This is a genomic window from Actinoplanes aureus, from assembly GCF_015704865.1.
Taxonomy (GTDB): Bacteria; Actinomycetota; Actinomycetes; order Mycobacteriales; family Micromonosporaceae; genus Actinoplanes; species Actinoplanes aureus.
In genome coordinates this window covers 1-18,752 of the sequence record NZ_JADQTO010000006.1, presented here as the reverse complement: position 1 = coordinate 18,752, position 18,752 = coordinate 1, and the positions used below count along the sequence as shown (strand labels likewise).

Here is an 18,752-nt window from a genome sequence, read left to right as displayed (position 1 = left end):
TCAGACCAGGCGATGCTCGTACGCGTACGCGGCCACCGCCGTCCGCGACCCGACGCCGAGCTTGCCGAAGATGTTGCTGACGTGCCGGGCGACGGTCTTCTCGCTGAGCCGCAACTGTCCGGCGATCTCCCGGTTGGTGCCGCCCTGGGCGAGCAGCCGGATCACCTCGAGCTCCCGGGAGGTGAGGCCGTGCGGCTCGGCGCGGCGTACCGCCGGGGTCGCGCCGAGCCGGCGGAACACCTGTTCGGCGGCGTCGTGTTCCATCGCCGCGGCGTCGTCGTCGCCCAGGTCGCGGCAGGCCGCGCCGATCAGCGCCTGGCTGCGCGCCGCTTCGTAGGGCGCTTCCAGGTCCCGCCACAGCCGGAAGCCCTCGCGCAACGGCGGCAGTGCGGTGGCGGCCTGCCCGGCGGCCAGGCGTACCGCACCGGTGGCGTGGGCGGCCATCGCGGCGAGGGCGGTGGTGCCGTACCGGGTGGCGACGGCGGTCAGCTCCGCCGCGCACCGCTCCGCGGCGTCCAGGTCGCCGGCCGCCACCAGGATCTCCACCGCGGCCGGAAGCAGCCGGGCCCGGTTCAGCGGCTGGTCCGCCTCGGCCAGCGCGCGGCGGACACCCGCTTCGGCGGCCCGGGTCCGGCCCTGGGCCAGGCGCAGCAGGGCGAGACCGGGCTGGATGTTCCAGCCGCGGCGCAACGCCTCCCGGTACGCCCGGTCGGCCTCGCCGAACTCCCCGCGCAGCCGGCACACCTCGGCCAGCTGGTAGTAGGCGCCGCCCGCGACCATCTCGCCGTATCCCGCGGTGAGCTGCGCGCAGGCGGCCCGGGCCTCGCGTACGGCTTCGGGCCAGCCGCCGGTCAGAGTCAGCACGGCGACCCGGTGCACCCGGCACAGTCCCCGGTACGCGCCGGTGAACTCGGGCTGGGCGTCGCACCAGCCGGCCAGTGCCCGGGTCCACTCCTTGGCCCGGCGCAGTTCGTGCAGGTCCTGGCAGGCACCGATGACCGCGCAGTAGACCATCCCGGTGGCGCGGGCGGTGAGCAGGCCGTCGACGGCGGCCACCATCGCCTCGTCCAGCTGGGCCAGCCCGGCGTCGACCTGGTCGTGGGTGAGCAGTGCGATCCCGTACAGCATCGCGGCGGCGGCGCGCAGATCGGCGTCGTCTCCGGTGCGGGCCTGCTCGGCCAGCCGGGCGGCGGTGTCCAGCAGGGCGGCCCGGCGGCCGGCCCGCAGGTGCTGCTCACCGGCGAGCAGCTCCAGGTAGCCGCACTCCGGCTCGGGGCCGGCGGTGGCGGCCAGTTGCAGGGCGCGGGACTGCCAGGCGTTGGAGTGGCCCAGGTCGCCGGCCCAGAAGAGCGCCTTGCACAGCCAGTAGCCGCAGCGCAGGGCGGCACCGATCGCGCCGGACTCCGCGTACCCCAGATAGGCCCGGCGCAGCAGGCGCACCGCCTCGTCGCCACGCCCGCACATCTCGGCGGCCTCGGCCGCCAGTTCCAGATCGGCGGGCGTCAGTGGGGTGACCGCGTCTGCACGTGCGAACAGCGTGACGGCGCGCTGCCATGCCTGGCCGGCATATGCCGCCCGGGCCTGCTGCGGATCGCCCGCCGATTCCACGGCCGTTGCCCTCCTTTGCAAGCACGATACGGGTGGGCCAGAGGGTTCCATTGCCCTCGCCACCTTGAGAAAGGTTCACTGGCTGGTATGGGATACCGGATCCTGGCCGATGCGACGATGGTCGTCCATTTCGCATTCCTGGCCTGGGTGGTGTTCGGCGGTTTTCTGGCCTGGCGCCGGCCGTGGGCTATCTGGCCGCACCTGCTCACCGCGGTGTGGGGCTTTTCGACCGTGCTGTTCGGCTTCAACTGCCCGCTGACGTGGGTGGAGGACCGGGCCAGGGAGCAGGCCGGCAGCGCGGGGCTGGAGCGCGGGTTCATCGACACCTACCTGACCGGGATCATCTACCCGGAGCGGTACGCCGGACTGATGCAGGCCCTGGTGGCGGTGGTGGTGGCGGTCTCGTGGGCGGGTGCGGCGTACCGGTGGCGGGTCAGAGCACAGCGGCCAGAACTGTCGTGACGGTGTGCCGGACCGCCTCCGGTTCGGGGCGGGCACCGGTACGGTCGGCGAAGAGCAGGTGCGTGCTGCCGATCAGCACGGCGGCGAGTGTGTCGACGTGGGCACCGGCCGCGATCCGGCCGCGATCGCGTTCCTCGGCGAGGTAGCCGGCGATCATCTCGGCGCCTTCGGTGAGCACCGGAACACCGGCCGGCCAGGTCTCCCGGAGGCGGGCCCGCAACTCGTCGCGGAAGGTGATCAGGGCGACGATGGCCACCGCGACCGAGCCGAACAGGGCGGTCAGCGCCTCGGTGAGGTTGCCGGTGACCGTGCCGGTCCCGGCGGCTTCGCGCAGCACGGCCGCCTGTTCGTCCATCCGGCCGGCGCGGTCCAGCACGTACTCGGCGAGGAACGCGTCGAAGTCGGCGAAGTGCCGGTGCAGGACGCCTTTCGCGCAGCCCGCGTCGTCGGTGACGGCCCGGCTGGTCAGGCCGTGCGGCCCGTCCCGGAGCAGGATCCGGTCGGCTGCCGCGAAGAGCTGTTCGCGCACGTCGCGCAGGGCCACACCGGTCGGCACCGAAGACTCCCCTTCCTTGAGTGGGCGCTTGCCCACTATGGTGGGCGCATGCCCACTCTACCGAGCACCCCGCACGAGCAGCGGCGGATCGCCGAGTCGTTCGGTGCGGACGCCGAGCGATACGACCGGACCCGGCCGGCCTATCCCACGGAACTGATCGCCCGGATCGTCGCCGCGGCGCCCGGGCCCGAGGTGGCCGACGTCGGCTGCGGCACCGGTACGGCCGCGCGGCAGTTCCAGGCGGCCGGATGCCGGGTGCTCGGGGTCGAGCCGGACGAGCGGATGGCCCGGTTCGCCCGGGACCGGGGGCTGCCGGTCGAGACGGCGACCTTCGAGGACTGGGATCCGGCCGGGCGCCGGTTCGACGCGGTGGTCGCCGGCACGGCGTGGCACTGGGTCGATCCGGTCGCCGGCGCGGCAAAGGCGGCCCGGATCCTGCGCCCGGGTGGCCTGCTCGCCGCGTTCTGGCACGTGCCGGAGCCACCCGCCGCGGCCACCGAGGCGCTCGGGGCGGCGGTCCGGCGGATGCTCCCGGATTCGCCGTTCGACCTGACCCCGCGGCCGGGGCGTACCGCTCTGGACGGCTATCAGCTGCTGCTCGACAAGGCAGCCGACGGGATCCGGCGGACCGGCGGGTTCACCGAGCCGGAGCAGTGGCAGCTTCGCTGGGAGCGGCGGTACACCCGCGCCGAGTGGCTCGATCAGCTGCCGACCTCCGGCATTCTGACCCGGCTGCCGCCGCGGCAACTGGCCGGAATCCTCGACGCGGTCGGCGCCGCGCTCGAGGACAGCTTCGTCGTGTCGTACACGACGGTGGCCGTCACGGCGACTCGCTGAGCAGCGAGTCGGCCGGGCCGTCGCTGCCGGCCGGGTACTCCAGGAGCGGCACGTCGCCGGCACGCCAGGCGGAGACCACCGGCTCGACGATGCGCCAGCACTGCTCGGCCGTGTCACCGCGTACCGACAGGGTCGGATCGTTGTCGAAGACGCCGCGCAGCACCTCGCCGTACGGCGGGAGGTCGCCGGGGCCGAAGGCCGCCTCCAGGCTGACCGCGTCCAGCTCGAACGGGTCACCCGGGCCGTTGATGTTGAAGTCGACGGCGAGCCGGTCCGGGCCGAAGCCGATGCGCAGCCGGTCCGGCTGGTCGCAGCCGCGCAGGCCGTCCGGGATCCGGGGCGGGTGCTTGAAGGTGATCACGGCCTCCTTGCGGCTGTTCCCGACCGCCTTGCCGGAGCGCAGCCGGAACGGCACCCCGGCCCAGCGCCAGGTGTCCACCGTGACGACCAGCTCGGCGAGCGTCTCGGTGCCGCGGGACTCGTCGACGCCGGGCTCGTCCGCGTACGCCGGAAGGTCGCGACCGTCCAGCTCGCCGGCGGTGTACCGGGCCCGGCGGCTGCAGGCCGCCGGATCCTTGCTCCACAACCGGGTGGCGCGCAGCACGTCGGCCTTGCGGTCGCGGAACTCCCCGGCCTCCAGAGTGGTCGGCGCCTCCATGGCGAGCAGCGCGAGGATCTGCAGCAGGTGGCTCTGGATCATGTCGGCGAGCGCGCCGGCGTGGTCGTAGTAGCCGGCCCGGCCTTCGAGGGCGAGCTTCTCGTCGAAGACGATGTCGACCGAGGCGACATGGCCGGCGTCGAGCAGCGGCTCGAAGATCCGGTTGGCGAAGCGCAGTCCGAGGATGTTGAGCACGGTGGACTTGCCGAGGAAGTGGTCCACCCGGTGGATGCGCTCCTCGGGCGCCAACCGGGCGAGCACGCTGTTCAGCGCGGCCGCGGCGTCGCCGTCGATGCCGAACGGCTTCTCCAGGACCAGGCGGGTGCCTTCGGGCAATTCGACGTCGAGCAGGGCGTCGCAGGCCCGGGCGGTGATCGCGGGCGGCAGCGCGAAGAAGATCGCCACCGGGCCGTTCGCCTCGCCGAGGACCCGCCGCAGGTCGTCGGCCTTCGTGACGTCGGTCGGCAGGTAGCGGGCCCGCTCGGCCACGTCGGTGGCCACGCCGTCGCCGAACGACTCAGCGACCCGGCGGCGCCAATGATCGTCGTCCCAGTCGTCGCGGGCCGCGCCGATCAGCGACAGCCCGGGTACCTGGCCGGTCGCGAGCAGCGCGCCCAGGCCGGGAAGCAGCAGCCGGGCGGTCAGGTCGCCGCTGGCGCCCAGGATGATCAGAGTCTGGTCCGTCATGGACTCCCGGTACCCGCACCGGCCGGGCGGTACTCGGGCTCGACCCGCCTCGATCCGTCCCCGGCTCCTAGCATGAGGGCGTGAACTTCTGGGACACGCTGACGCAGCCGCAGGCCGTTCTGGCCGCCGCAACGGTCGGCGCCTTCGGGGCGATCCTCGGCGCCTTCCTGGCGAACCTCGTCGGACAGGCGCTGAACGCCCGGTCCAGCTCCCGCCGCCAGTGGGACGACGCCCGCCACAAGTCGTACGCGAAGGTGTCGGAGACGTTCTACCTGCTCTGGGACGGCTTCGACACCCGCGGGCGGCCCGCCGTCACCGCCGGGCTCGCCGACGCACGCGGCACCGACTTCCTGGCCGCCTACAGTGCCGCGGCCCTGATCGCCAAGGATCGCGGCACCTCGGCGGCGCTCGACCGGATGCTGGCGGCGGCGCAGCGGCTCTGGGGTGATCCGGCGGCCGACTGGCCGGCCACGGATCAGGCCTGCAACCAGGCGCACACCGGCTTCCAGCGGGCGGCGCGGGCCGAGTTCGGCCTGCCCGAGTACGCCCCGCAGCCGGTTCCCCGCCCGGCCGCCACTGCCTAGGTCACCGCCGCTCCACCTTGAGGGTGAGCTGGATGGCTCCGTCCGTGGCCGGACCGGTGATCAGGGCGCCGCCGTCACCGGCGAGCGCGATGCCGAGTTTGATCTCGACGCTCAGGGTGCCCTCGCCCTGTTCGGAGAGATGCTTCGCCGCGCTCTCGCCGATGCCGATCGCGGTGGCGATGACCTCCTCCAGGTCCGCGCGGCGCTCGGTGAAGGTCCGGATCTCGCGGTGCCGCGGATTGATCTGCCGCCGCCGGGCGCCGTCCGAGTCGACCACCTCGATGCTGATGTCGGTCATCCTCAGTCCCTCCCGTCGGCGAGCCGGTCCCGGAGCGCCTGGAGCGACTCCTCCACCGACAGCGCGCCCGCCTCGGGTTCCGGCCGGGCGTGGAGTGTCTGGACCTGCCGTCCGTGTGCCTCCCACAACTCGCGTGCCCGCGCGTACTGCTCCTCCCAGGCCACGCGCTGCTCGTCGGCGCCCTCCATCCACTCGCCGGTGTCCGGGTCGAAGCCCTCCGGATAGATGTAGTTGCCGTCGTCGTCGTAGGTGGCCGGCATGCCGTAGAGGGCCGGGTCGAAATACTCCTCCTCGGCGAGGTAGTCCTCGTCGGCCTGCTTGAGCGACAGCGAGATCCGGCGGCGTTCCAGGTCGATGTCGATCACCTTGACCAGCAGTTCCTGCCCGGCACGCACCACCTGCTCGGGCAGCTCCACGCGGCGCCCGGCCAGTTCGGACACGTGCGCCAGGCCCTCGATGCCGTCGTCGACGCGGATGAACGCACCGAACGGAGCCAGCCTGGTGACCTGGCCGCGCACGATCTGGCCGATCGCGTGAGTCCGCGCGAACCGGTGCCACGGGTCGTCCTGTGTCGCCTTGAGCGACAGCGAGACGCGCTCGCGGCCCAGGTCGACGCCGACCACCTCGACCTCGACCTCCTGGCCGACCCGTACCGCCTCGGATGGGTGCCGGACCGGCGTCCACGACAGCTCGGAGATGTGGACCAGCCCGTCCACGCCACCGAGGTCCACGAACGCGCCGAAGTTGACAATGGAGGAGACCACGCCCTTGCGGATCTGGCCCGACTGGAGCTTGTGGAGGAGCTCGCCGCGAATCTCGGACCGGGTCTGCTCGAGCCAGGCGCGGCGGGACAGGATCACGTTGTTGCGGCTCTTGTCCAGCTCGATGACCTTCACCTCGAGCTCCCGGCCCAGGTAGGGCCGCAGGTCACGGACCCGCCGCGGCTCCACGAGGGAGGCCGGCAGGAAGCCACGCAGGCCGATGTCGAGGATGAGACCGCCCTTGACGACCTCGACCACCTCGCCACGGACGACACCGTCGTCCTCCTTGACCTTCTCGATGGCGGCCCAGGCACGTTCGAAGTCGGCCTGCTTCCTCGATAGGAGCAGGGCCGCCTCCGAGGGAAGGCCGTCGGCGGCCGGCGCCGCCCGCAGCGAGGCCTCCACCGACTCCCACAGCTCGACGAGACCCGGCTCGGTCCCGAACACCTCCCGCGGCGGAGCGAGCACCGTCCCCTCTTCGCGGCCGTCCCCGTTCTCGTCGTCGGCGGCCCCGACCAGGCGCCGGCAGGCGGTCAGCGTCCGGCCGACCAGGACGGTGGTGGAGTGCTCCGCGCCCAGAAGCCGGCCGGCCCGGTCGGCGGCCGTGGCGAGCGCCTCCCCGGCGCGGCGGGCGAGCGCGACGGATCGCAGGCGGGTGGCCAGCTCGAGTTCGGCGACCGCGCTGTCGGCCAGCAGCATCGCCGGCACCGGGTGTTCGGATCCGAGCACCTCGGCGGCCTGGTCCGCGACCTGGCTGAGGTCGGCGGCCACACTCCGCAGCGACGCCGGTGACTCGTCCAGACGGGCCACCGCCAGGCCGGCCCGGCCGGCCTGCGCCCTGGCCATCAGCGTCTGCGGGTGTTTGAACCCGAGCCGGAGAATCGACCGCTCGACCGTGCGTGCCGTGTCGGCGGCCACCCGGCGGCAGATGTCCTCGCTACCCCGGCTGACCCCGACATGGAGGTCGCACTCGTGCTGGCGCACGCGGCTCAGCAGCACGCGGGGATGGTCGGCGCCCAGCATCGCGCCGAGCATCTGCACGGCGACACCGAGCACCGAGACCAGGGGCGGGAGCGGCGGGTTCGTGCCGGCCAGGCGGGCGGCCTGGAACCGTGCGAAGGCGAGGTCGGCGATCGCCGCCACCGCGGTCGGATGCTGCGCGGGCAGAGAAGCGAGCACCTTCTCGCATGCCGCGGCGAGCAACCGGACCGTGCTCTCCGCCATCCCCCCGTCCTCGCGCAGCACGACGACCTGAAGCTTCGTCATCTGGATCGTGAAGGTGCACCTCGGGTCCACCGGCAGGTCCAGAGCCGAGAACTCGGCGCGTGCGGCGAGTGTCTCGGCCTGTGCCGGATCACCCAGCTGGAATTCCAGCGCCGCCAGGTTCGCGTAGGTCCGGTAGGCGGCCACCGGGTCACCGGCGATGTCGATCAACGCGTCCTGGAACGCGGCACGGGCCTCGTGCAGGCGTCCGGCCTCGGTCAGCAGCACTCCGCGCAGGTTGCTGAGTCGTGCCCGCACCGCCGGATCCGCGCTCCGGGCCCCCAGTGCCTGGAGCGCGTCCACCGCCAGATCGGTATTGCCGAGTCCCGACAGAAGGCCGGCCAGATAGCACCAGTCGTCGATGGCCGGCCGCGCCGGGTCGGTCTCGAGGATCGCACCAGGGACGCTTACCCGGAGAAATTCGCGCCCTATCGCGTCGGTGTCGCCCGACAGCAGCTCACGTTCGGCATGGGTTATCAGACCGGCGAGCGGATACCTCACTCGAAGGCCTCCTCGATCACACGGTTCAGGACCTTGACCTGCATCTGGCAGCTGACCGCGATGTCGACCGTCCCGGCCTGCACGCCGTCCCGGAGGTACTCCAGAACCTGGTCGGCCTTGGCCATGGTGAGTTTCGCCGCGTCGCTCAGGACGCTCCGCTCGGGCGCGGCCGTCTCACCGAAGAGAGTCGCCACCTGTAGCAGGTCACGGAACCGGGTGAACTGGCGCAGCGCCTCCTGAATGGTGGCGGCGAACAGGACGGGCGCGGCGCGATCCGGACTGTGCCGATCCGGGTACTGCTCGATCAGCAGGCCCACCAGGGTCCGGGAGCCGGAGGCATGGCGCTCCACCGGGCCGCCGGAGTAGCCGGAATAGTCGCCGAACGATGAGTTGGCACGCAGTTGCAGCGCCCGGATCAGGGCACCCGACGCGGCCTGAAAGTCCATCTCGCCGTTCTCCACGAAGCCGTAGAGAAGGGCGTCCCCGTCGGACGGCCGATAGGGCGCTGACCACAGGTCGTCCTTCTGGCATCGGTCGGTGTCCGGAACGCCCACACCGGCGAAGTCGAGCCCGGCCACCTCGACCAGCGCGAGATCGGGTTCCGGCAGCACCTCGATCACCTGCGCCGGAACCGCGCTCCGGCCGGCACCGGCGAGCTGCACGTCCGGCCGGTCCGCGGCCCAGGCCTCGCGGACGCAGTGGGCAGCCGTCAGCACGTACGCCGGTGAGAGCAGGAACCCACCGCCCAATATCCGGGAGTCCTGCTCGATGGTCACCCAATAGGAATCATCGGGTCCGACGGCTCGCTTCGGCGGATCGCCGAGATTCTGCGACGAATATGGCATTGACCGATCCGATCGGCGGCGAATTGCGACGACTGCCAGAAGGAACACGGTACCGGGGTCCTTCAGAACCGCAAAAGTCGTCGCACAAGCGGGGTGACAGCGGCATGCGGCGGCTGACAGCGGCGTGTGCGGACCGTGCCAGCGCGACCCGCGAACCTCTGAGACAGCCGGGCGGCGATCCGCCCGGCACACACGGAGGGATGCGACACATCGTGGAAGATCTCGTGGTCCGCGCCGAAGGGCTGCGGAAACGGTTCGGCAAGACGCAGGCGCTCGACGGCGTCGACCTGGCCATGCGGCGGGGCACCGTGCTCGGCGTGCTCGGGCCGAACGGGGCCGGCAAGACCACCGCGGTACGCGTACTGGCCACCCTGCTGCGGCCGGACGAGGGCAGCGCGTTCGTGGCCGGTGTCGACGTGCTCAAGAACCCCCAGGAGGTACGCCGCCGGATCGGCCTCACCGGTCAGTACGCGTCGGTCGACGAGGACCTGACGGGCGTACAGAATCTGGTGTTGATCGGTCGTCTGCTGGACCTGACCGGCAAGCAGGCCCGGCTGCGGGCCGACGAGTTGCTGGCCTGGTTCGAGCTGACGGAGGCCGGGCAGCGGCCGGCCAAGACCTACTCGGGTGGCATGCGCCGCCGCCTCGACCTGGCGGCGAGCCTGGTCGGCCGGCCCGAGGTGATCTTCCTGGACGAGCCGACGACCGGGCTCGACCCGGCCAAGCGCGAGGACATGTGGGGTGTGGTCCGCTCGCAGGTGGCGCGGGGTGCGAGCGTGCTGCTGACCACCCAGTACCTGGAGGAGGCGGACGCGCTCGCCGACGAGATCGTGGTGGTGGACCACGGGCGGGTGATCGCGCACGACACCGCGGACGGTCTGAAGCGCCGGGTCGGTGGCCAGACGCTGCGGGTCCGGCCGGCCGACCCGGAACGGCTGCCGGACGTGCTGCACGTGCTGGACGCGGTGGCGGCACCGGGCACGACGGCCACCAAGGACGCGGCGGCGGGCAGCCGGCCGGGAGCCGCGTCGGTGCCGGTGACCAGCGACGCCGCGCTCGGCGACGTGGTGCCCGAGCTGCGCCGGATCGGGGTCGAGGTGACCGAACTGGCCCTGCACCTGCCCAGCCTGGACGAGGTCTTCCACACCCTCACGGGTTCGGTCAAGGCGGAGGAACTGGTATGACCGCGACGGCTCTGGCACGGCACAGTGGCGCGCTGGCGCAGCGCAGCCTGATCAAGACGTTGCGGACGCCCGAGGCGCTCATCGACGTCACCATCCAGCCGGTGATCTTCCTGCTGCTGTTCACGTACCTGTTCGGTGGTGCGATCGCGGACGGCGACCGGCACGCGTACCTGCAATTCCTGTTACCCGGCATGCTGGCGCAGTCGCTGGCGATGGGCGGGGTGGCGCTGGGCCAGAACCTCAACGCCGACATCGAGAAGGGCGTCTTCGACCGGTTCCGGTCGCTGCCGGTGTCCCGGTCGGCACCGCTGGTCGGCGCGGTCCTCGCGGACGTGGTGCGCTACCTGTCGGTCTGCGTGGTGATGCTCGGCTTCGGCACGATCATGGGCTTCCGGGTGGAGACCGGGTTCGTCCCGGCGCTGGCCGCGGTGGCGCTGTCGATCGGGTTCGGGCTCTGCTTCTGCTGGATCTCGGTCTGGGTCGGCATGCTGGTCCGAACCTCCGGCGCCGTGCAGGGCATCATGTTCCTGCTGGTGCTGCCACTCGCGTTCGGCAGCAACGTCTACGTGGCGACCGAGACGCTGCCCGGCTGGTTGCAGGCGTTCGTGCAGGTCAACCCGATCACGCCGCTGGTCGGGACGATCCGCGGGCTGCTGATCGGCGGCCCGGTGGCCGGGCACCTGGCGGCGACGCTGGCCTGGATGGCCGGCCTGCTGGTGGTCTTCGTGCCGCTGGCGCTGCGGGCCTATGCGCGCCGGGCCTGAGGGGCCGGCGGCAGGGACGGCTGGGTGAGCCGCGCGGGGTCGACCTGACTCTGCGCGGCCGCCGCGTCCAGCGACCAGCCGACCGCGTACGCCTCCCCGAACACCTCGTCCCCCAGCACCGCCCGCGCCTTGCCGGACACATCGGTCACACCCAGGTCGGTGTGGTCGTGCGAACCCCGCAGCCGGGCCGCCGCGCCGAGCAGCACCGCCGCGTCGCGATGCCGGCCACGCAGCACGGCCAGCCCACCGGCGGTCACCGCGACCATCGCCACGATCGGCATGTCCTGCGTCTCCAGGGCCGCCGCATAGGCCACCGCGAGCGCCTTCTCCGCGGTCTCCGGGTCACCGCGGCGCAGGGCGAGCGAGGCCCGGATCGCGCCGACGATGGCGGTGCCGTGGTCGCCGCCCATCACCGGCATACCGTCGCGGCCCAGCCCGGCGGCGGCCCGGGACAGCAGCTCCCCGGCCCGGTCGAGGTCGCCCTGCCAGATCAGGATGCCGGCCTCCAGGGCGTCCACCAGCAGGGCCAGCTCACCCGACGCGGACCCGTCGACGCGGGCCCGGGCCCGGGCGATCGCGGCCGTCGCCTCGGCCGGCTCGCCGCGCCGCAGGTGCAGGTCGGCCCAGCGCAGGTGGATGAAGATCTCGTCGGCGGCGTCCAGGGAGCCGAACTCGCCGGCCAGGGCACGGGCGGTGCGTAGGTCGGCGAGGGCGCCGTCGAGGTCACCGTCGTACTGGCGGATCAGGGCACGCAGCGGCAGCACGGTGGCCTGGCCCCACTTGTCGCCGATCGTGCGGAACCCGTCGAGCGCGGCGGCGGCGTCCCGGCTGAGCTGCCCCAGGTCACCGGCGTTCTCGGCGACCTGGGCCCGGTACAGGTGGGCCATCGAGGACAGCCAGAGATCCGGGCCGGCGATGATCCGGTCGATCCGCTCGATCGCGGCCGCGCTCTCCTCGGCGAAGTAGAGCACCGCGGCGACGATCACCCCGATCGGGCCGGGCGGCTCCGGGTGGGTCAGGATACGCCGGGCCAGCTCGCGCAGGCGGCTCCGGCGCTGCTCAGCGGTCTCGGTCATCAGCCCCGGCTCCATGCCGGTGCGGTTCAGGACCAGCACCGCCTCGGCGCAGTCGGCCGCGAGCGCGTCGGTCTCGCCCGGCACGGCGAGAGCCCGCGCCAGCCAGTACGCGGCGTCGGCGTTGCGGCCGAACATGTGCCAGTACCAGCACAGGTCCAGCGCCAGCCGGAGCGCGGCCCGGGCGTCGCCGGAGTCGCAGAGATGGCGCAGGGCGGCGAGGGCGTTGTCGTACTCGGCGCGCAGCACCCGCAGCGCGGCGAACTGGTCGGCGGTGCGCAGCAGCGGGTCGAGGCGGGCGACGAGCGCGGCGAAGTGGGCGGCGGCGAGATCCCGCACCTGATCCAGGAGGCCCTGCTCGGTGAGGCGTTCGATGCCGTACTCCCGGATCGTCTCCAGCATCCGGTAGCGGCCGTCCGGCGTGAGCTGCAACAGCGACCGGTCGACGAGGGCGGCGAGCAGATCGGGCCCGGCCGCGCCGGTCAGGGCGGCGGCCGAGTCGGCGGTGACCCCGCCGGGCAGGACGGCGACGCGTTCGGCGAGCACCCGCTCGTCGCCGGACAGCAGATTCCAGCTCCAGGCGATGACCGCCCGCAGCGTACGGTGCCGGGGCTGGGCGGTCCGGCTGCCGCTGGTGAGCAGCCGGAACCGGTCGGAGAGGCCGGCCGCCAGCTCGGGCAGGGCGAGCGTGCGCAGCCGGGCGGCGGCCAGTTCCAGGGCGAGCGGCAGGCCGTCGAGGCCGCGGACGATCCGTACGACGTCGCCCACGGTGCCGTCGTCGACCGTGAAGCCGGGCCGGACAGCGGCGGCCCGCTCGGCGAAGAGGCGGACCGCGGCGGCCCGGACGGCCTGCCCCGGTTCGTCGTCCGGCTCCGGCAGTCCGAGCGGGCCCAGGGGCACGAGTGACTCGCCGTCCACCGCCAGGGGTTCCCGGCTGGTGGCGAGCACGTGCAGGCGCGGGCAGCGCACGAGCAGCGCGGTGGTCAGGTGGGCGACGGCGTCGACGAGGTGTTCGCAGTTGTCGACGACCAGCAGGATGGCCCGGCTGCCGAGCCGCTCGGCGAGCACGTCGAGGTCGTCGCGGCCCTCGGGGCGTACCCGGGTGGTGGTTTCGAAGAGGGCCGCGCCCCGCAGGCCGGCGGCGGCCACCACCGCGGCGCCGACCTTGGCAGGTTCGGTCACCGAAGCCAGGTCGATCAGCCAGGTGCCGTCCGGGTACGCGTCCGCGCGCCGCCGGGCCGCCTCCAGTGCCAGCCGGGTCTTGCCGGCCCCGCCCGGACCGAGGACGGTCACCAGCCGCCCGGCGGTGAACAGGGTGTCGATACGCGCCAGGTCGTCGTCGCGGCCGACGAAGCTGGTCAGCGGGGCGGGCAGGTTGGTCGGTGGCGGTCCACTCGCGCCGGGCACGGGTCCAGCCGGAGCGCCCCGCAGCAGCCGCAGATGCCGCTCCCGCAATGCCGCCCCCGGGTCGGCCCCCAACTGGTCGGCGAGGCTCTCCCTGATCCGTTCGTAGACGGCGAGGGCGTCGGCCTGCCGGCCCTGCGCGGCGAGGGCGTCGATGAGCAGCGCCGCCAGCCGCTCGCTCAGCGGGTCCTCGGCCAGGGCCACGGTCAGCCGGGCGGTGGCCGCCTCGGCCCGGCCCAGAGCCAGCTCGGCCTCAGCCAGGCCGGCGACGGCCTCGGCGACCGCCTGCGCGAACCGGGTGGCATGGGCGGGCGCGACCTCGCCGACCTCGGGTGCGATCGGACCACGCATCAGCGCGACGGCCTCGCCGAGAACCGTGGCGGCGGCGGCCGGGTCACCGGCGCGCAGCCGCTCGCGGCCGGCGGCGGCCAGGCTGTCGAACCGGACGGCGTCGACGTCGGCGGCGAGCCGGTAGCCCGCCTCGGATTGGGTGACGGTGTCACCGCCGAGCAGCCGGCGCAGCCGGGACACCAGCGATTGGAGGGCGTTGAGCGGATCGGCCGGGCGGTCCGCGGGCCAGAGGGCGTCCACCAGCGACGCCGCGGCGACCGGGTGGCCGGCCGCCACCGCGAGACGCGTCAGCAGGCCGCGCAGCCGCGCTCCGGGCACCGGCACGGCGTCGTCGCCCCGGCGCACCGACAGGGCGCCGAGCAGATCGACTCGCAACCGGTGCTCGCTCACGTCACGATCCTCTCGCGGGCGGACAACCGGTCAATTCTCGTCGGCGTACCTCTCGACCTTCGCGGTGTCCCCGGCGACGATCAGGACGGCTCCTTCGGGGACGGCGGTCTCGGGTCTCGCGTACACGAAATCCTCGCCGGGCCGTTTGGTGCCGACCACGGTGACCCCCCATTTGGTGCGCAACGCCAGGTCCGCGAGGGTCCGCCCGGCGGCGCCGCGCGGCGCCCGGACCTTGGCGATGGCGAAGCCGTCGTCGAACTCGATGTAGTCCAGCATCCGTCCGCTGATCAGATGGGCGACCCGCTCGCCCATCTCCACCTCGGGATAGATGACGTGGTCCGCGCCGACCGACGAGAGGATCTTGCCGTGTTTGACGCTGGTCGCCTTGGCCCAGATCTCCGGCACGCCCAGCTCGGTGAGCGTGAGCACGGTCAGCACGCTGGTCTCCAGGTTGGTGCCGATGCCGACCACGGCGCGCGGGAAGTCCTGCACGCCGAGCTGGCGCAGCACGTCCTCGTCGGTGGCGTCGCCCTCCACGACGTGGGTCAGCCGGTCCGACCAGTCCTGCACGATCTTGGCGTTGGTGTCCAGGCCCAGCACCTCGTAGCCGAGGTCGAGCAGCTGCTCGGCCACGGCGCCGCCGAACCGCCCCAGGCCGACCACCACCACGTTGCCGCCCTGCGACTTCTTCTTCTCAGCCAACGAGGGGCCTCTCCTCCGGATAGCGGTATTGCCGGCGGCGGGTGTTCAACGCGATCGCGGTGCCCACCGCGATCGTGCCGACCCGGCCGACGTACATCAGGATGACGAGTACGACGTGGGCGGACGGCGGCAGGCCCGGGGTGATGCCGGTGCTCAGACCCACGGTCGCGAAGGCCGAGGTGGCCTCGAACAGGGCCCGGTCGAACGGCACGTCCACGGTCAGCGCGTCCAGGGCGACGGTACCGGCCGCGACCAGCAGCACGCCGAGCAACGCCACGGTGATCGCCTGCCGCTGGGTGTCCTCGGCGATCCGCCGCTGCCGGATCACCACGTCCGGCTCGCCCCGGATCTCGGCCCAGATCACGTACGCCAGCAGCAGGAACGTGGTGACCTTGATGCCGCCGGCGGTGCTGGCGCTGCCGCCGCCGATGAACATCAGGCCGATGGTGATCGCGACCGTCTCACTGTTCGCCTTGCCGAGGTCGACGCTGTTGAACCCGCCGGAGCGGGTCATCACGTCCTGGGTGAAGGCGGCGAGCATCTTGCCCGGCACGTTCAGCGGGCCCAGCGTGCCGGGGTTACGCCACTCGAAGGCCAGGAAGATCAGCGTGCCGAGGACCGAGAAGACCACGGTGCCGGCGACCGTCAGCCAGGTGTGCGTCGACCAGCATCCAGGGCTACGCCACTCGCGGGCCAGCTCGAACAGCACCGGGAACCCGATCGAACCGGCCAGCACCCCGAACCCGAGCGACAGGCAGATCCACGGGTCGGTGACGAACCGGACGATGCTGTCCGAGTAGAGCGCGAACCCGGCGTTGTTGAACGCCTGCACCGCGTGGAACACCGCTTCCCAGAGGGCTCGGCCGAGCGCGTAGTCGTACGTCACCCAGAGACGCACGGTGAGCACCGCGGCGATGAGGCTCTCCGAGATCAGCATGACCAGCGCCACCCGCAGCAGCACGGCGCCGATGTTGCCGCTGGCCAGGCCGGCGCTCTCGGCCTGCGCCAGCAGCCGGCCGCGCAGCCGCAGCCGGCGCGAGACCAGCAGGCTGAGCAGCGTGGCCAGGGTCATGATGCCGAAGCCGCCGACCTGAGTGAGCACGGTCAGCAGCACGTGGCCGAAGGTGGACCAGTAGGTGGGTGTGTCGACCACGGCCAGGCCGGTGACGCAGACCGCGGAGGCGGCGGTGAACAGCGCGGTGACGAACGGGGCGTGACCCGGCTCGGCCCGCGCGGCGGGCAGCATCATCAAAGCGGTGCCCACCGCGATCGCGCACAGGAACGCCAGTGGGACGATCCGCGCCGGATGCTGCCAACCTGATCTCACCGCTGAGTAATATCACCCGGCGCGCGTCAGTACTGCACGAGAGCCCAGCAGGCGGCGGCGAACGCGCCGGTGCTGGTGAGCGTGCGCAGGTGGTTCCACCGCACCCAGCGGGGGAAGAAGGCGGCCCACACCGCGGTGGGGTCGCCCGGGGTGCCGGCGGCGTGGAGCCGGTTGTTCAGCGGGATGTTGACCACGGCGGTGACCAGCAGTGTGGCCGCGTAGAGCAGCAACGCGACCAGCAGCGGGACGAACACGTCGGTGGTGCCCGCGTTCTGGAACACCGCGATCCCGGTGAAGACCAGCGCGCCGGCGAAGATCAGCAGGAACAGCGGGTTCTGGATGGCCACATTGATCCGCTGCATCACCTCGACGGCGGCGCGGTCGTCCGCCTGGCGCATGCCGGGCATGACCGAGCCGGAGTACGCGTAGAAGAGCCCGGCCATCAGCCCCAGCGCGACGACGGCGAGCAGCAGAATCGTGGTGCGCACCCGGGTCCCCCTCCCAGTTGTCCACCCGCGACAGTACCGGTTTGCAAAAAACCTGCAAACGAAAATCTCTTCACATCGAGTCATGCCTATGTTTGTCTGTGGCCGGGAGCGCTCCCCATCCCCAGGTATTTCACATCGAGAAAGAAAGCTGGAGAAATGTCAGGTCGAATTCCCCGATTCGCCGCGACCGCTCTTCCGCTCGTCCTCGCGGGCACGGTCCTGGGCGTCACCCCCAACGCCTCGGCGGCACCGGTGCAAACCTTCGCGATCACCGACCTGGTCGGCTGGGCCACCCAGAACGGCGGCACGACCGGCGGTGGCAGTGCCGGGACCACAACCGTGACCAGCGCATCCGCGCTGACATCGGCGCTGGGCTCGTCATCGGCCGCGGTCATCCGGGTCTCCGGGACCATCAACTGCAGCGGCATGCTGCGGGTCCGGTCCAACAAGACGATCATCGGAAACGCCGGTGCCGCGATCGTCGGCTGCGGATTCAACATCAACGGTGACCGCAACGTCATCATCCGCAACCTGTCCTTCCGGAATTGGAACGACGACGCGATCAACGTGCAGGAGTCGGCAACCAACATCTGGGTGGATCACAACAGTTTCAGCAACGGCAACGACGGCGCGGTGGACATCAAACGCGGATCCGATTTCATCACGGTCTCGTGGAACCGCGTTTTCAATCACGACAAGTCCATGTTGCTCGGTCACAGCGACAGCAACGCGTCGCAGGACACCGGTCACCTGCGCGTCACCTACCACCACAACTGGTTCGACGCGTCGACGCAGCGGCACCCGCGGGTCCGCTTCGGCAACCCGGTGCATGTTTACAACAACTACTACTACAACAACAGCGGGTACGGCGTCGCCTCCACCGAGGGCGCTGGCGTGCTGGTCGAGGCCAATTCGTTCGAGAACGTGGAAGATCCGTTCCACCTCGGCGAAGGGTCCTCGGACGAGGGTAGTTTGGTCGCCCGCAACAATTTGCTGGTCAACTCCGGCAGTGGGCAGACGGGTGGCAGCGTTCGGGCCATTCCGTATGCGTACACCGCGGACGCACCCGCCAATGTCAAGAGCATCGTGACTGCCAACGCGGGCGCTGGGCGTATCAGCGTGTGATCCATGGTGCCCTCCCCCTGTGGGAGGGCACCCCTTTCGGTAGTGCTCGGCCGGCGCGCCGGTTCCCCACGCGGCGGCCGGCCCGGGCATCACTGAGCTGCGCAACGGAGGCCGGATTCGGTGCGCGCCGGCGCGCTGGGGGCTAGGCAGCTTTCCGGGTCACGGTTGTCAGCTTCTTTGGGGTACGCGTTCACGCTGTGTACTCCGCGTTCCCGCGCGAGCTGAGTGCCTGTGTCCTGGCCTTACCGCGACCGCCGGACCTGGGTGGAGCCGTCCGCTTGCGGTTTGCAGAGCTGGTTGCGGTCGGCCGGTGGTTGCTGGCCAGCGGCCGGGGTGCCCACTCACGGTTCGTGGCGCCGGCTGCGGCCGACCAGTCGCTGCTGGCCAGCGGCCGGAGTGCCCACTCACGGTTGGTGACGCCGGCTGCGCTCGGCCGGTCCTTGCCGGCCGCCCGTCCGGGCATGGCGAGTGTGGTGTGGATCAGCGAGACAGCCACCACTGCTAGCTCGGTGGTCGACAAGGCGGGGTTGTGCGGGCCGGCCGTGCGCGAGGGCTGCCTGAACGGCCGGGAAGCAGCCCTCGCGCACAGCCGAATGATCAAACAGGCCGAAAAAGCGGGCCCGGCTGTGCCTGATGGCTGTCACCGCCTCCCGGACCGCGCCGGGCCGCGCCGAGCGGGTCTTTGTCGCGCAGCGCTAGGCCGAGCACCCGCGTTGGGCCAAGACCCTGAGCACGGAAGCTCTCTAGTTGTGATGTTCGGGGACGTTGGTCGAGGAAGTGTGACCACTCGATCTGACGATCATCAGCTGGTTCTGTGAACGATGAAGGCCTCCAGCGATGCAGTGGAGTTGTCGAGAAACCACTGACCAGCACCGGAGGCCTTC

Annotated in this window: 15 protein-coding genes and 1 pseudogene; 6 read left to right on the top strand and 10 right to left on the bottom strand. The window is 71.9% G+C overall.

Annotated elements, in window-relative coordinates; genetic code table 11:
• The gene (locus I4J89_RS51485) at nt 1-1,608 is read right to left on the bottom strand and encodes a LuxR C-terminal-related transcriptional regulator (protein WP_309238310.1); all 1,608 of its coding nucleotides are present in this window, start codon (nt 1,606-1,608) and stop codon (nt 1-3) included.
• Nucleotides 1,609-1,695: 87 nt separating this feature from the next.
• Here I4J89_RS51485 and I4J89_RS14080 point away from each other — a divergent pair, with 87 nt between their 5' ends.
• Nucleotides 1,696-2,070, top strand: coding sequence for a DUF2784 domain-containing protein (locus tag I4J89_RS14080; protein ID WP_196414403.1), 375 nt, complete (start codon nt 1,696-1,698; stop codon nt 2,068-2,070).
• On the opposite strand, the gene I4J89_RS14075 is transcribed toward I4J89_RS14080, so the two are convergent.
• A complete protein-coding gene (locus I4J89_RS14075; RefSeq protein WP_196414402.1) occupies nt 2,042-2,626 on the bottom strand; it encodes a TetR/AcrR family transcriptional regulator in 585 nt (194 codons plus the stop codon). The genes I4J89_RS14080 and I4J89_RS14075 overlap by 29 nt on opposite strands.
• A gap of 48 nt (nt 2,627-2,674) precedes the next feature.
• Between I4J89_RS14075 and I4J89_RS14070 the strand changes: the two genes are divergently transcribed.
• Complete coding sequence (locus I4J89_RS14070) at nt 2,675-3,463, top strand: class I SAM-dependent methyltransferase (protein ID WP_196414401.1); 789 nt, start codon at nt 2,675-2,677, stop codon at nt 3,461-3,463.
• Here the strand turns inward: I4J89_RS14070 and I4J89_RS14065 are convergent.
• Complete coding sequence (locus I4J89_RS14065; RefSeq protein WP_196414400.1) at nt 3,447-4,808, bottom strand: glucose-6-phosphate dehydrogenase; 1,362 nt, start codon at nt 4,806-4,808, stop codon at nt 3,447-3,449. The genes I4J89_RS14070 and I4J89_RS14065 overlap by 17 nt on opposite strands.
• Nucleotides 4,809-4,888: 80 nt before the next feature.
• Here I4J89_RS14065 and I4J89_RS14060 point away from each other — a divergent pair, with 80 nt between their 5' ends.
• The gene (locus tag I4J89_RS14060; protein ID WP_196414399.1) at nt 4,889-5,392 is read left to right on the top strand and encodes a hypothetical protein; all 504 of its coding nucleotides are present in this window, start codon (nt 4,889-4,891) and stop codon (nt 5,390-5,392) included.
• A 1-nt stretch (nt 5,393) separates the two neighbouring features.
• Here the strand turns inward: I4J89_RS14060 and I4J89_RS14055 are convergent, their stop codons facing one another.
• The 3 genes and pseudogenes from I4J89_RS14055 to I4J89_RS14045 all read right to left on the bottom strand — a co-directional run bounded on the left by I4J89_RS14055 (nt 5,394) and on the right by I4J89_RS14045 (nt 8,991).
• The gene (locus tag I4J89_RS14055) at nt 5,394-5,690 is read right to left on the bottom strand and encodes a CU044_2847 family protein (protein WP_196414398.1); all 297 of its coding nucleotides are present in this window, start codon (nt 5,688-5,690) and stop codon (nt 5,394-5,396) included.
• 2 nt (nt 5,691-5,692) lie between these two features.
• A pseudogene (locus I4J89_RS14050) lies at nt 5,693-6,808 on the bottom strand (S1 RNA-binding domain-containing protein); the annotation flags it as partial.
• Between the two features lie 1,403 nt (nt 6,809-8,211).
• Nucleotides 8,212-8,991 carry a S1 family peptidase gene (locus I4J89_RS14045; RefSeq protein ID WP_196414397.1) on the bottom strand — a complete coding sequence of 260 codons (780 nt, stop codon included), beginning with the start codon at nt 8,989-8,991 and terminating at the stop codon, nt 8,212-8,214.
• Nucleotides 8,992-9,260: 269 nt separating this feature from the next.
• On the opposite strand from I4J89_RS14045, the gene I4J89_RS14040 reads away from it, so the two are divergent.
• Nucleotides 9,261-10,244 (top strand): ATP-binding cassette domain-containing protein, encoded by a 984-nt coding sequence (locus tag I4J89_RS14040; protein WP_196414396.1) that lies wholly within the window; start codon nt 9,261-9,263, stop codon nt 10,242-10,244.
• A complete protein-coding gene (locus I4J89_RS14035) occupies nt 10,241-11,008 on the top strand; it encodes an ABC transporter permease (protein ID WP_196414395.1) in 768 nt (255 codons plus the stop codon). Before I4J89_RS14040 ends, I4J89_RS14035 begins: the two co-directional genes overlap by 4 nt.
• Here the strand turns inward: I4J89_RS14035 and I4J89_RS14030 are convergent.
• From I4J89_RS14030 to I4J89_RS14015, 4 genes are read right to left on the bottom strand one after another with little or no spacing between them, the layout of a single operon-like run.
• Nucleotides 10,990-14,226: an ATP-binding protein gene (locus tag I4J89_RS14030; protein WP_196414394.1), complete on the bottom strand. Its 3,237-nt coding sequence runs from the start codon at nt 14,224-14,226 to the stop codon at nt 10,990-10,992. The genes I4J89_RS14035 and I4J89_RS14030 overlap by 19 nt on opposite strands.
• A 30-nt stretch (nt 14,227-14,256) precedes the next feature.
• Entirely contained in the window at nt 14,257-14,928 is a 672-nt protein-coding gene (locus I4J89_RS14025) for a potassium channel family protein (protein WP_196414393.1), read from the bottom strand.
• The gene (locus I4J89_RS14020) at nt 14,921-16,255 is read right to left on the bottom strand and encodes a TrkH family potassium uptake protein (RefSeq protein ID WP_196414392.1); all 1,335 of its coding nucleotides are present in this window, start codon (nt 16,253-16,255) and stop codon (nt 14,921-14,923) included. Before I4J89_RS14020 ends, I4J89_RS14025 begins: the two co-directional genes overlap by 8 nt.
• Before the next feature lie 26 nt (nt 16,256-16,281).
• The gene (locus I4J89_RS14015; RefSeq protein ID WP_196414391.1) at nt 16,282-16,743 is read right to left on the bottom strand and encodes an anthrone oxygenase family protein; all 462 of its coding nucleotides are present in this window, start codon (nt 16,741-16,743) and stop codon (nt 16,282-16,284) included.
• Nucleotides 16,744-16,899: 156 nt separating this feature from the next.
• Between I4J89_RS14015 and I4J89_RS14010 the strand changes: the two genes are divergently transcribed.
• Nucleotides 16,900-17,868, top strand: coding sequence for a pectate lyase family protein (locus I4J89_RS14010; RefSeq protein ID WP_196414390.1), 969 nt, complete (start codon nt 16,900-16,902; stop codon nt 17,866-17,868).
• The last annotated feature ends 884 nt before the right edge of the window (nt 17,869-18,752 follow it).

Excerpts from the sequence above, each read along its gene's own strand:
- I4J89_RS14080 (WP_196414403.1), top strand. The coding sequence starts at position 1,696 with ATGGGATACCGGATCCTGGCCGATGCGACGATGGTCGTCCATTTCGCA.
- I4J89_RS14070 (WP_196414401.1), top strand. The coding sequence starts at position 2,675 with ATGCCCACTCTACCGAGCACCCCGCACGAGCAGCGGCGGATCGCCGAG.
- I4J89_RS14065 (WP_196414400.1), bottom strand. The coding sequence starts at position 4,808 with ATGACGGACCAGACTCTGATCATCCTGGGCGCCAGCGGCGACCTGACC.
- I4J89_RS14055 (WP_196414398.1), bottom strand. The coding sequence starts at position 5,690 with ATGACCGACATCAGCATCGAGGTGGTCGACTCGGACGGCGCCCGGCGG.
- I4J89_RS14040 (WP_196414396.1), top strand. The coding sequence starts at position 9,261 with ATGCGACACATCGTGGAAGATCTCGTGGTCCGCGCCGAAGGGCTGCGG.
- I4J89_RS14035 (WP_196414395.1), top strand. The coding sequence starts at position 10,241 with ATGACCGCGACGGCTCTGGCACGGCACAGTGGCGCGCTGGCGCAGCGC.
- I4J89_RS14010 (WP_196414390.1), top strand. The coding sequence starts at position 16,900 with ATGTCAGGTCGAATTCCCCGATTCGCCGCGACCGCTCTTCCGCTCGTC.